Here is a 12598-nt window from a genome sequence, read left to right as displayed (position 1 = left end):
ATGCCGGACAGGCCCGGGATCACGCCGTCGTGCCAGCCGTCGGAGGCGCTGTAGATCTCGTGCAGCTCGCCGCCCTTGATGGCCTCGATGACGCGGGCGCCCGAGGCGCTGTAGCTGAAGCTCATCGCGGTGATGCCGGACAGGCCCGGGATCACGCCGTCGTGCCAGCCGTCGGAGGCGCTGTAGATCTCGTGCAGCTCGCCGCCCTTGATGGCCTCGATGACGCGGTCACCCGACGGGCTGAAGCTGAAGCTCATCGCCGTGATGCCGGACAGGCCCGGGATCACGCCGTCGTGCCAGCCGGTGTTGTCGGTGTAGATCTCGTGCAGCTCACCGTTCTCGATGGCCTCGATCACCCGGTTGCCGTTGGCGTTGTAGGTGAAGCTCAGCGCGCTGAGGCCGGTGACGCCCGGAACGACGCCGTCGTGCCAGCCGGTCAGGTCGGTGTAGACCTCGTGCAGCTGGCCGTTCTCCACGGCCTCGATCGTCCGGTCGTAGCCCGCGTTCGGGTTGCAGACCAGCTTCATGACCTTGTCGGCGTCCGGGGTGCCCAGGCCGGTGGCCATGTCGTAGCCCGAGGTGGCCGCGTACAGGCCGCCCTGGATGCCGATGTCGTTGTTGCCCGAGGTGACGTCGTTCAGCGCGGGGATCCCGTGCTTCGCGGCGTAGTAGAACGCGGGGGCGAGGAAGCCCACCCGGCCGGTGCAGCCCGGGTTGTTCTGGTGCGCCGCGATGGCGGCCCAGAGCGGGGCGGAACCGCTGGTGCCGCCGACGATCATCCAGGAGCCGGCGCCGGTGGAGACCACGTAGCCGGTCGACGGGTCGGCGTTGGCGGCCACGTCGGGGACCTGACGGCAGACCGTACCGGCCGCGCCCTGGCACTGGTTGTTGTAGCCCGGGCCGTAGAAGCCGGCCTGGTAGGCGCCGCCGTTCTGGGCCCAGCGGGAGATGCCGCCGCCGCTCGCGCCGCCGTTGCGGTTCCACACCGACTCGGAGACGGTGCCGCCGTTGCTGCTCAGGGTCGTGCCGCCGACACCGGTGACGAGCGGCTGGCTCGCCGGGTCGGAGGTGCTCAGCAGGTTGGTGATGTTCGCCGGAGCGCCGGCGTTCTTCAGGTAGTTGCAGCCGCTGGAGCCGTCGTCACCCGAGGCCGCCACCACGGTCTGGCCCTGCAGCGCGGCCTGCAGGAAGATGTCCCGCTCGGCGACCAGGTCGCTGGTCGCCATCACCTGGTCGCAGACGCCCCAGCTGGTGGTGACCACCTGGGCGCGGTTGTCCGAGACGATCTGACGGTAGGTGTTCTGGATGTCCGCCTGGGTGGCGCGCGAGGCGTCCGGGCCCTGGTAGACCAGCACGTTCGCGCGCGGCGCGAGGCCGATGACGGTGTCGATGTCCAGCGCGGTCTCGACGCCGACGCCGTTGTTGGTCGGCGGGGCCTGGTAACCGGTGTTGACCCGGACCCGCTGCACCGAGGCGTTGGTGCCGAAGCAGGACTGGAAGGCGCTCAGACCGGCGTCCGAGTAGTCCTCCAGCGCGAAGACGGCGACGGTCGTGCCGAAGCCGCCGTCGGTCATGCCGTTCAGGCCGTAGGCCGAGGCGAGCGCGGAGGGGCTGAAGTAGTCCTTGCCGTCCGTCTTTCCGGGGAACGCCGCGGCAGCGCCGCCGCACATCGCCGGGTAGGCACCGGCGGCGGCCGTCGCGGCCGGGTGCGCGAGGCCCGTGCCGGCCTGGCCGGTGGCGCCGATCACGTGGCTGCTGTGCGCCTGGGCCAGGGTGTTCAGGCCGACGACGCCGGTGATCGCCCCGGCCACGTCGGAACGCACCGCGGGGGCGGCGGTGTTCAGGAAGCCGGTCCGGCCGTCGGGCGTCGCGTAGCCGGCCAGGTCCACGTCGAAGGACTTCTTGGCCTGGGCGACGGTGGTGGAGACCGGGATGGTCAGGCCGTCGGCCGCGAGCGCGCCGGGCTTCAGACCCTGCGCCGTGAGCGCCTGGCTGACCTTGGCGACGGTGGCCGGGTCGGCGCCGAAGCGCTGCGCGAACTCACCGGTCTGCAGGAAGTGGTGGTACTGCGGCGACGTCCTGTCGCTCACCGCGGCGGCGAGCGCGTTGGCGCCGGCCTCGTTGCGGGACTTCAGGTGCACGCTCAGCTGAACCGGGGTGTCGTCCGCCGGGTCGGCCGTCTTGGTGGCGTCCCCCGGGGCGGTCGGCACGCTGCCGACGCGCTGCGTCGTCGGGGCGTCGGCGTGGGCGGCCGGCAGGCCGGCGTAGGTGACCAGGGCAACGGTGGCTATGGCCAGGGTGGCCGCGCGGGACAGCGGCTTGGCCGTCCAGGGCAGCCGGGCGTTCGGCGTCGGATGAGACATCCGCGCTCCCCCCAATTTGATGAATCCGATGGACTCTCGAACGAAGGTCCGACGGGAGTTCTATCAGGCCGCGGGGACACCCCCGCAACCGAATACCCCCTCAGCGCCGCGCGGGGGTCCCGGAGTCGCCTCGCACAGGGTCGTCGGCATGCGACTGGGCACGGTGATCCTCCCTGTCCACGGGTGGAACGAGGGTCAGAAGACCAGGCGCCTGCGGTCGTTCCGGGACGGGCCCTGGTTCGGCCCCGTTCCGGCCCTCACCGCCGCCACGGCCTTCGCCGCTCCCGACTCCCAGCAGCAGAGCCGCGCCCGGCGGAGTCGAGCCGGGCTTCGGTGGCGATCGGGGCCGGCTCCGCCCGGCGGCGCGGGCGGAGCGGGGCTGCCGTTCAGGAGGAGAGGCGGTTCAGTGCTGCGGTGGCGATGCCTTCGACGTACTTCGGGGCGTCGGTGGGCCGGCGGGTGAGCTCGACGACGGCGACCCTGGTGCCGCTGCGCAGGACCGCGACCCCGCCGCTGACGGCGCCGTCGCCGTTGTAGGCCGGGTACCAGCGGGCGGTGCCGCCGGTGACGTTCAGGGTGTGGGCCGCGCCGTAGTGCCAGTGGCCGGCGGGCTCGTCCTGGCAGTCCTGGACGAGCGCGACGAGCTGCTTCTCCCAGGCGGCGGCGTCGGTCCCGGTGGGGGCGCTCGCGGCCGACTCGATCAGCATGCCGTCGGTGTCGAAGGTCCAGTTCACGGACGCGTACGCGGTGGCCCCGTCCTTGGTCAGGTCGCGCATCGTCTCCTCGCCGGAGCAGGCGGACAGCCCCTGGCGTCCGGTCAGCGAAACGGTCGCGCCGACCGGGTTCAGGCCCTGCTGGAAGTCCTCGCTCTGGACGAGCTCGGCGGCGCCGAGTCGGGGCGCGGCGGCCGCGACCGCAGTCGGGCGGGCGGCGTCGTGCGCGGCCCCTTCGGCGGTGGCCGACTGGGTGCCGACGACGCTGGCCGTGATCAGTGCGGCGGCGAAGCAGGCCGCGGCAGTGACCCGGTTGCGGCGAACGGACTTCTGCTGGACGGTCTGGTTCTCGGTCATCTGGTCCCCCTGCTGGTCGGGACGCCTGCTGCGTCCTCGTACAACCGGGGAGATGCCGCCGGAGGAGGGAAAGCCGGAGCCTCGACCGGCTGTTTCACAGCTGTGACAGAGCGGTCCTGACGACGCGGTCCATCGCGGCCGTGTCCAGGCAGGCGTAGACCTCCAGCACCCCGTAGTGGTTGCCGCTGCGCAGCACGGCGATGCCGCCGCAGGGTTCCTTGCCCTCGGGCGCTGTGCCGCTGGTGTTGAGCGATCCCTGGTAGAGGCCCATCCAGCTCGCGGTGACGTCCGGGGCGAGCCGCAGTGTCGTGGTCCTCCCGTAGACCCAGTGCCCTGGCGGTTCCTCCTGGCAGGGCACCTCCTCCAGCAGCAGGCGCTCGCTGAAGTTCTGCGCCAGAGAAGGGCTCAGGGTCTCGGCGGCGACCTCGCGGGCGACCTGGCCGTCGCGGCCGGCGGCCAGCGTGGGGTCGTCCGGGCTGGCGCGGGGGCTGGTCATCAGCCCGCGGAAGTGGGCACCGGGCCCGCCCAGGGTCTGACCGAGGGTCTTCTCGCCGGTGCAGGCCGCGTTCGCGTAAGCCCCGTCGCCGTATCGGTCGGTGACGTGGATCCGCCCGATGTCGAACTCCGGGCTGAACGCCGCCGGTTCCAGAAGGTTCGCGGTCGTCACCGGCCCGGTCGCACCGGTCGCACCGGTCGGCGGGGCGGAGCCGGAGGCCGAGGACGCGGGCGTCGGGACGGACCCGCCGGGAGTCGCGGGAGCGGACGCGCCCCGGGATGCCCCGTCGGTCGCGGCACGCGAACCCGCTGCCGGGTGCGCGGTGGCTCCGGGGGTCGGCGGCAGGACGAACCGGCCGGTCACCAGCCCGAGCGCGGCGGCGGCCACCAAGGCGGCGACGGCGGACCGGAGCCGGACGACGGCGTGGCCGCCGCCCGCCGCGGGGTCGCCGTTCACGGACCGATGACCAGGCGCTCGCGCATGAAGTGGCGAGCCCGGTCGATACGGTCCTTGACCGTGCTCAACGGGGCGTCCAGCTGCTCGGCCACCTGGACGTAGGTCAGGTCGCCCAGGTCGCGCAGCACGAAGGCCTCCACCAGGGTGGGGTGCCGCTGCTCCAGCGCGGCCAGCGCCTCCATCAGGTCGAGCCGGGTCCCGGCGATGACGCTGGTGGTGTGCGGGTCGACGGACTCGGGGAGGTCGGCGTGGCTGTCCTCGGCACGCCGGCGCATCGAGCGGTAGGTGGACCGGGCGGCGTTCGAGGCGATCACTGTCACCCAGCCCTGGAAGGAGCCGTGGCCGCCGTACCTGCCCAGGTGCGTGCTGATGGACAGCAGCGCGTCCTGCGCCGCCTCCTCCGCGTCGGCGTGGTGGGGCAGGAAACGCGAGCAGCGGCGCAGCACCACCGGCCGCAGCCTGGCCAGCAGGTACTCCATCGACCCCGGGTCGCCTGCCTGAGCAGTCGTCACGAGCCGTTCCAGCTCGGCTTCCTCGAACACCCGGATCCCCCCGTCTCGTCCCGCCCGGCCTGCCACCCGTCGACGGGAGTTCCGCACTCCCCCCGACTCCGGCAGAATGCTGCCACATGCGCAAGCTCGGCCGTTACCTCCTCACGGAGCGGCTCGGAGTCGGCTCCTTCGCGACGGTCTGGAAGGCCTACGATCCGGAGCTCGACACCGAGGTCGCGGTGAAGGTGCTGGCCGAGAACTGGGCCGCCAACGCCGATGTGCGGGAGCGGTTCCTGGCGGAGGCGAGGCTGCTGCGCCGGATCGCCAGCCCGCGGGTGGTCCGGGTACACGACGTCGGAGTGCAGGAGGACCGGCCCTACTTCGTCATGGACTACGTACGCGGCGGCACCCTGGCGGACCGGGTCGGGCAGTGCGACCCGCAGGAAGCGCTGCGGCTGGCCGCGGAGGCGGGCTACGCGGTCCAGGTCCTGCACGAGGCGGGCGTGGTGCACCGCGACGTCAAGCCGTCCAATCTGCTGCTCGCCACCGGCCCCGCGCCCGCCGCGGTGCTGGTGGCGGATCTGGGCAGCGCGAAGCAACTGGCCGACGCGTCCGGACTGACGGTGACCACGGGCACGCCCGCGTACATGGCACCGGAACAGGCCTTCCAGACCGGCGGGTTCGACGGGAGGGCCGACGTGTACGCGCTGGCCGTGGTGGCCTACGAGCTGCTGACCGGGCAGAAGCCGTTCGGCCCGGGCGGGCGCGCCACGGCCCTGATGACCGGCCGGCCGACCGCCTCGACGCTGCCGGCGCTGCCCACCGGAACGGAGCTCCCGCCGAACGTCGCCCTGCTGCTCCGGGCCGCGATGTCCGTCGAGCCGGCGGACCGGCCGCCGACCGCCAGGGCCTTCGCGGACGCGCTGCTGGCTCCGGTCCCGCAGTCCCGGCCCCCGGAAGGCCCGGCGTGGCTGACCCCGCGCGCGGTCCTTCTGGCGTCGGGCACGGTGTTCACGTCGACGACCCTGCTGAGCTGGCTGCGGCGTTGAATCCGACGGGGAGCCGGTCCGCACCGGCGGTCGTGTCCCCATCCCTGACGCGTCCCTGAACCGGGGCCCGGACGGGCAGGCCCCGACTGCGCTGCCGGACCGGAGGACCACCGCCTTCGAGCCTCGTCCGCATAGTGCGGCCAACCACCCATTTTCATACGGGAGTCGGGGGTATATCGCACACCTTCCGGGCCGCTCGAGTGGAGCGATCCCGGCCGATGAGTACGCCCCACCAGCCGACCCGGAGAACGGGTCCAGCACGATCTCCAGGGCTGCTTTCGAGTCGACCCCCCAGGACACCCCGACTGGCGGCGCGTATCCGTCCGTACGACGGGCAGCCCCGGCTGGCGTCCCTGGCGGGCGCCGAGCTGGGCGTCGCACGCCCCCGACAGAAACAGGTAATCCGATGACTGCCATCGACGACTCGCCGGTCCGCGACCCCGAGGTGCTGCGTGCGGACATGGTCCGCGCGCTGCGCGACCAGGACGGGATCAGGTGGCGGTGCTCCGGAACCGCCTGGAACGCAAGATGCCGCCCGTGCAGGCCCTTGTGCGCCCAGCAGCGGCCCGATACTCCGAGTGCGCCAAGTGCCACGACCCGATGCCCCAGCCGGGCATCTGCCGCCTGTGCGTGGGCCTCGACACCCGTACGCTCGGCGTCGGACGAAGCGAAGCGGCAGCCCGCGTCGGTGCCGCACGAGTCCGGGACGCGATGCGCGCCGCGAAGGCCGCGCTGCAGCTCGGCCCTGACGTGGTGGTCGCCAGGTGAAGGCTCGCCGATCGCCACCCGCGAATCCAGGACCGGGTGCCCCTTGGGGCGGGCGGAGCCTGGCGCCGTCAGCGGCGCCCGGCCACGGTCAGCTTCAACGCTGTCGAGATCCTCTGCTCCGGACTTGAGGGCCTCGTGGACGACGCTCTCGCGAGGGGTGAAGGACTCAAGGTGCACACCCTTACGGAGCTGTGCGAGATGGACTCGGACGCCGATCTTGTTGCTCGGCGCTCAGTTCAGCCCCGTGACTGACGGGACGCATTCTCCTCCCCCCGGTTAGGGTCGATGACATGCGTCTCAGCACAGTGATCCTCCCCATCCACCGGTGGGCCGAAGGACAGAAGATCTGGCGACGGGCCGAGGACCTCGGGTTCCACGCCGCGTACACCTACGACCACCTGTCCTGGCGGTCCTTCCGCGACGAGCCGTGGTTCGGGTCGATGCCGACCCTGACCGCGGCGGCCACCGCGACCGAGCGCCTGCGGCTTGGGACGCTCGTAACATCGCCGAACTTCCGGCACCCGGTGACGTTGGCGAAGGAGCTGATCACGCTGGACGACGTGTCCGGCGGGCGGCTGACGCTGGGGATCGGGGCCGGCGGCACGGGCTACGACGCGACGGCGATGGGCCAGGAGGCGTGGTCGCCGAAGGAGCGGGCGGCCCGGTTCGGCGAGTTCCTGCCGCTGCTGGACGAACTGCTGCGCACCGACGCCACCACCCGCGAGGGCACGTACTACTCGGCGGTCGAGGCGCGGAACATCCCCGGCTGCGTGCAGACGCCGCGGGTGCCGTTCTACGTCGCCGCGACCGGCCCGCGCGGGCTGAAGCTGGCCGCCGAGTACGGGCAGGGCTGGGTGACGTACGGAGACCCGAAGGGCCCGGCGGACGTGCCGGTCGAGCAGGCGCCCGCGGTGATCGCGCAGCAGATCGGCAAGCTGACGGCGGCCTGTGAGGCGAGCGGCCGGGACGTGGCCGAGCTGGAGAAGGTCCTGCTCCAGGGCTCGACGGCGGAGAAGCCGCTGCAGTCGCTGGACGCCTTCGTCGACTGGGCGGGGACGTACCGGGAGCTGGGCATCACCGAGCTGGTGATCCACTGGCCGGTCCCCGACTCGATCTTCGAGAACGACCTCGCCGTCTTCGAGCGGATCGCCACCGAGGGCCTGGCGCAGCTGGGTTGATGCCGTTCCGTCGGGGCGCCGCTCCCCCGGGGCGCCCCGGGGAGAGGGCCGCGACGGACAGGTCGGTGATCGGCCGGTCCGGCGTCGGGGTGAGACGCTAGTCTGTCCGCCGCACCTTCAATCTGATCATGCGTTACAACGGGGGTTCCTTCGCCATGTCTGCTTCCAGGAGACTGCTCGCCACCGCTCTGGTCGCCACCGCCGCGCTCGGCCTGGCCGCCTGCGGACCGGACGACTCGTCGGACCAGGGCGCGGGAGGCGGGTCGAGCACCGCGACCGCCGCCCCGACCACCGCCGCTCCCGGCCCGACCACCGCCGCCCCGGCCGGCACCGGGAAGCCCGCGCCGACCGGCGCCCCGACCGGCACCCCGGGCGCGTCCGGCGAGCCCGAGGGCTTCTGCACCCACGAGCCGCTGCCGGCCGGCCAGAAGTGGATCTACCCGGTGAAGGGCACCACCGCGACCACCCTGGTCTACAAGGAGACCAAGGACGTCTGCGGCATCGACGACGTCGGCTTCGACCCGGTCGGCGCCGACAAGAGCGCCGCGTTCGCGCCCACCGCCAAGGGCCACCTCCGCTCGGTGGTCGCCGCGCCGAAGGACGTCAGCGTGGCCGACCTGGTCAAGCACGTCAACGAGTGCATCGCGACCCCGGGCAACCAGAAGGGCTCGTACCCCTGCTCGACCGGCGACTACAAGCTGGTCCTCGACGCCTCCGGCAAGGTCGTCGAGCTGTGGGAGCGCCCGCACTCCTGACCCGGGACCGGCGCCGGCCGGCCGCCCCCGCGGCGGGCGGCCGGCGGCGGGGGGGGGCGGCCGACGCCGTCGCGCCCCCCGCGCCTTCCCGGCGAGCGCACAGGAGGGCGCCGCTGCCGGCCGACCCCTAGGGGAGAGGGGGTCCGGTGTCATACCGCAGCAGCAGGGGGGCTCGTCATTCCAGCTCATGACCCGTGCCGCGCGGGCCCGTTACGTTGAGGGCGTGTCCACAGCTGTCATCAAGACGGACGGCCTCACCAAGAGGTTCCCCCGGATCACCGCCCTCGATCAGCTCACCGTCGAGGTGCAGCCGGGGGTGGTCGGGCTGGTCGGGGCCAACGGGGCCGGGAAGTCCACACTGATCAAGATCCTGCTCGGGCTCGCCCCGGCGACCTCCGGCCGGGGCGAGGTCCTCGGTCTGGACATCGCCACCCGGGGCTCCGAGATCCGCGAGCGGGTCGGCTACATGCCCGAGCACGACTGCCTGCCGCCGGACGTCTCCGCGACCGAGTTCGTGGTGCACATGGCCCGGATGGCGGGCCTGCCCGCCACCGCCGCCCGTGAGCGCACCGCGGACACCCTGCGGCACGTCGGCCTCTACGAGGAGCGGTACCGGCCGATGGGCGGGTACTCGACCGGCATGAAGCAACGGGTCAAGCTCGCCCAGGCCCTGGTGCACGACCCCAGACTGGTGCTGCTGGACGAGCCGACCAACGGCCTCGACCCGGCGGGCCGGGACGAGATGCTCGGCCTGATCCGCCGGGTGCACACCGACTTCGGCATCTCGGTGCTGGTCACCACCCACCTGCTCGGCGAGCTGGAGCGCACCTGCGACCACCTGGTCGTCATCGACGGCGGCAAGCTGCTGCGCTCCTCCTCCACCGCCTCCTTCACCGAGGCGACGGCGGTCCTCGCGGTCGAGGTCACCGACCACCCGGAGGACCACACCGTCGAGCCCGGGGAGGCGGTCCGCGCCCGCCTCGCCGCGGCCGGCGTCGACGTCCGGCCGGAGGGCTCGCACCTGGTGCTGGTCCGGCTGGCCGACGAGTCGACGTACGACACGATCCGCGACACCGTCGCCGGGCTGGGCCTCGGCCTGGTCCGCCTGGAACAGCGACGGCACCGGGTCGCCGAGCTGTTCACCGAGGGCCCGGACACCGTGGCACCACCGGCCGCGCCGGACACCCCGGAGGGCAGGAACACCCAGGACAGCAGGGGAGGTTCGGACGATGTCGCTGCCTCCTGAGACCAGGCCCGCCGACACCGGCGTCATCCACGACATCGGCTACCGCGGCTACACCGGGCCCCGGCTCGGCCGCGGCTACGCCACCCGCGCGCTCTTCACCCAGAGCCTGCGCGCCGCCTACGGGCTCGGCCGTTCCGGCAAGTCCAAGGTGCTGCCGATGCTGGTGCTGGGCGTGGTCACCGTGCCCGCCGTGATCATGGTGTCGTTCGCCCTCTACCTGAAGCGCGACGAACTGCCGGTCGAGTACGCGGGGTACCTCGCGAGCCTCAACCTGGTGGTGTCGGTCTTCCTCGCCTCCCAGGCGCCGGTGCTGCTCTCGCGGGACCTGCGGTACCAGGCCGTGCCGCTCTACTTCTCCCGGCCGATCACCCGCACCGACTACGTCCGGGCCAAGTCCGCGGCCATGGTCTGCGCCCAACTGCTGCTGATGTCGGCGCCGTTGCTGGTGCTCTACGTCGGAGCCCTGCTCGGCGGCATGGACTTCGCCGAGAACACCGGGCACTTCCTGTACGGCCTGGCCGCGGCCGTGCTGTACGCCGTGGTGCCGACCTCGGTGGCGCTGGTGATCGCGGCCACCACCCCGCGCCGGGGCTTCGGGGTCGCCGCCATCATGGGCTACCTGGCGATCAGTGCCGCGGTGGCGGGCGTCGCGGTCGGCATCAGCGACCCGGGCCCGACCGGCTCCGACGCCGCGCAGTGGACCTCGCTGATCTCGCCCACCAACCTGGTGGAGTCCCTGGTCAACGAGGTGTTCGACCTCGGCACCGGCCTCGACCGCCGGCACGCCCCGGGCGGGCTCGGCATCACGGTGTTCGCGCTCGTGGCCGTGGCCCTGGTGGTCGGCTCGTACCGGCTGCTGCTGAGCCGCTACAAGAAGGTTTGAGAGAGGGCGGCATGGCCACCATCAGCATCGACAAGGTCTCCCGCTGGTTCGGGAACGTGGTCGCGGTCAACGACATCACCATGACCATCGGCCCGGGTGTCACCGGCCTGCTCGGGCCCAACGGCGCGGGCAAGTCCACCCTCATCCACATGATGAGCGGCTTCCTCGCCCCGTCCAGCGGCTCGGTCACCCTGGACGGCGCGCCGATCTGGCGCAACCAGCAGGTGTACCGGCAGATCGGCCTGGTCCCCGAGCGGGAGTCGATGTACGACTACCTGACCGGCTGGGAGTTCGTCCTCGCCAACGCCGAACTGCACGGCCTGCCCCAGCCGGGCGCCGCCGCCCGCCGGGCCCTGGACCTGGTGGAGATGGCCCACGCCAAGGACCGGCGCACCGGCACGTACTCCAAGGGCATGAAGCAGCGGGTCAAGATGGCCTCCGCACTGGTCCACGACCCGGCCGTGCTGCTGCTCGACGAGCCCTTCAACGGCATGGACCCGCGCCAGCGGCTCCAGCTGATGGAGCTGCTGCGCCGGTTCGGCGCGGACGGCCGCACGGTGCTCTTCTCCTCGCACATCCTGGAGGAGGTCGAGCAACTGGCCCGGCACATCGAGGTCGTGGTCGCCGGCCGGCACGCCGCCTCGGGCGACTTCCGCAAGATCCGCCGGCTGATGACCGACCGCCCGCACCGCTACCTGGTCCGCTCCAGCGACGACCGCCGGCTCGCCGCCGCGCTGATCGCCGACGGCTCCACCACCGGCATCGAGGTGGACGAGCGGGAACGGGCCCTGCGGATCGAGGCGGTCAACTTCCAGGGCTTCACCACCCTGCTGCCCAGGGTCGCCCGGGAGGCCGGCATCCGGCTGTACACCGTCTCCCCGGCCGACGAGTCGCTGGAGAGCGTCTTCTCGTACCTGGTCTCCGCATGATGCCGGCCGATCCCCGCGTGACACCGACCGACCGGGCCGAGGCCGACCGAGCCCGAGCCGACCGGACCCAGGAAGGGGCCGACCGTCCATGAACCCCACCGTCGCCAGGCTGACCCTGCGCGGGCTGCTGGGCCGCCGCTGCGGCCTGCTGCTGCTGGTGGTCCCCGCGCTGCTGTTGCTGGTCTCCGCCATCGCGAGCGGGTCGACCGCCGACGCGCACGGCCTGACCGTCAAGATCCTCGGCCAACTCGGCCTGGGCACCCTGGTTCCGATCCTCGGCCTGGTGGTCGGCACCGGGGCCATCGCCACCGAGATCGACGACGGCTCGATCGTCTACCTGCTCGCCAAGCCGCTGCCGCGGTGGCGGATCATCACCACCAAGCTGGCCGTGGCGATCGGCGTCACCTGGCTGTTCTCGGTCGTGCCGACGCTGCTGTCCGGGCTGCTGCTGTTCGGCACCCGGGACGGCATGGTGCTCGGCTACACGGTGGCCGTGATGGTCGCCGGGGCCGCGTACAGCGCGCTGTTCCTGCTGCTCGGCGTGGTCACCCGGCACGCCGTGGTCGCCGGGCTGGGGTACGCCCTGATCTGGGAGTCGGTGGTCGGCAACTTCGTCGAGGGCGCCCGGACGCTGAGCATCCAGCAGTGGGGCCGGGCGGTGGCCGAGGCCGTGGCCGGGGACACCGCGATCGGTGCCGACGTCTCGCTGGGGGCGGCCGTCCCGCTGCTGCTGGTGGTGACCGTCGGGGCGACGGTGCTGGCCTCGGTGAAGCTGGCCGGGCTGACCCTGGCCGGCGAGGAGTGAGCCGGGCCGTACGACCGTGAACGGGAACGGGGGGGGGGGGGGGGGGGCCCCCCGGCGGCCCGCGCCCCGCCGCCCCGGCGGCGGCCCCCCCCCCGCCCGGGGGGGGTAT

Annotated in this window: 11 protein-coding genes; 7 read left to right on the top strand and 4 right to left on the bottom strand. The window is 72.7% G+C overall.

Going from position 1 to position 12598, the window contains the following annotated elements:
- From ACFV0O_RS39495 to ACFV0O_RS39480, 4 genes are all read right to left on the bottom strand, one after another.
- The coding region (locus tag ACFV0O_RS39495; RefSeq protein WP_380349311.1) for a protease pro-enzyme activation domain-containing protein at positions 1-2363 on the bottom strand (2363 nt) is incomplete at its 3' end.
- 386 nt (positions 2364-2749) lie between these two features.
- Positions 2750-3433, bottom strand: coding sequence for a hypothetical protein (locus ACFV0O_RS39490; protein WP_380349309.1), 684 nt, complete (start codon positions 3431-3433; stop codon positions 2750-2752).
- A 94-nt stretch (positions 3434-3527) separates the two neighbouring features.
- Positions 3528-4385 carry a hypothetical protein gene (locus ACFV0O_RS39485; RefSeq protein WP_380349307.1) on the bottom strand — a complete coding sequence of 286 codons (858 nt, stop codon included), beginning with the start codon at positions 4383-4385 and terminating at the stop codon, positions 3528-3530.
- A complete protein-coding gene (locus tag ACFV0O_RS39480; protein WP_380349305.1) occupies positions 4382-4927 on the bottom strand; it encodes an RNA polymerase sigma factor in 546 nt (181 codons plus the stop codon). Before ACFV0O_RS39480 ends, ACFV0O_RS39485 begins: the two co-directional genes overlap by 4 nt.
- A gap of 86 nt (positions 4928-5013) precedes the next feature.
- On the opposite strand from ACFV0O_RS39480, the gene ACFV0O_RS39475 reads away from it, so the two are divergent.
- The 7 genes from ACFV0O_RS39475 to ACFV0O_RS39445 all read left to right on the top strand — a co-directional run bounded on the left by ACFV0O_RS39475 (position 5014) and on the right by ACFV0O_RS39445 (position 12489).
- Entirely contained in the window at positions 5014-5925 is a 912-nt protein-coding gene (locus ACFV0O_RS39475; protein ID WP_380349303.1) for a serine/threonine-protein kinase, read from the top strand.
- A gap of 1058 nt (positions 5926-6983) precedes the next feature.
- Positions 6984-7871 (top strand): LLM class flavin-dependent oxidoreductase, encoded by an 888-nt coding sequence (locus tag ACFV0O_RS39470; protein ID WP_380349301.1) that lies wholly within the window; start codon positions 6984-6986, stop codon positions 7869-7871.
- A 128-nt stretch (positions 7872-7999) separates the two neighbouring features.
- Complete coding sequence (locus ACFV0O_RS39465) at positions 8000-8626, top strand: hypothetical protein (protein WP_380349299.1); 627 nt, start codon at positions 8000-8002, stop codon at positions 8624-8626.
- Between the two features lie 187 nt (positions 8627-8813).
- The gene (locus ACFV0O_RS39460; RefSeq protein ID WP_380349297.1) at positions 8814-9872 is read left to right on the top strand and encodes an ABC transporter ATP-binding protein; all 1059 of its coding nucleotides are present in this window, start codon (positions 8814-8816) and stop codon (positions 9870-9872) included.
- Complete coding sequence (locus ACFV0O_RS39455) at positions 9856-10755, top strand: ABC transporter permease (RefSeq protein ID WP_380349295.1); 900 nt, start codon at positions 9856-9858, stop codon at positions 10753-10755. The genes ACFV0O_RS39460 and ACFV0O_RS39455 overlap by 17 nt, the downstream gene beginning before the upstream one ends.
- Positions 10756-10766: 11 nt before the next feature.
- On the top strand, positions 10767-11684 hold the full coding sequence (locus ACFV0O_RS39450) for an ABC transporter ATP-binding protein (protein ID WP_360258572.1): 918 nt from the start codon (positions 10767-10769) through the stop codon (positions 11682-11684).
- Between the two features lie 88 nt (positions 11685-11772).
- A complete protein-coding gene (locus tag ACFV0O_RS39445) occupies positions 11773-12489 on the top strand; it encodes an ABC transporter permease (protein ID WP_380349292.1) in 717 nt (238 codons plus the stop codon).
- Positions 12490-12598 lie beyond the last annotated feature (109 nt).

The organism is Kitasatospora sp. NPDC059577, assembly GCF_042735475.1.
In the GTDB taxonomy this organism is placed as follows: Bacteria; Actinomycetota; Actinomycetes; order Streptomycetales; family Streptomycetaceae; genus Kitasatospora.
This window is presented reverse-complemented; position numbering and strand designations above follow the sequence as displayed.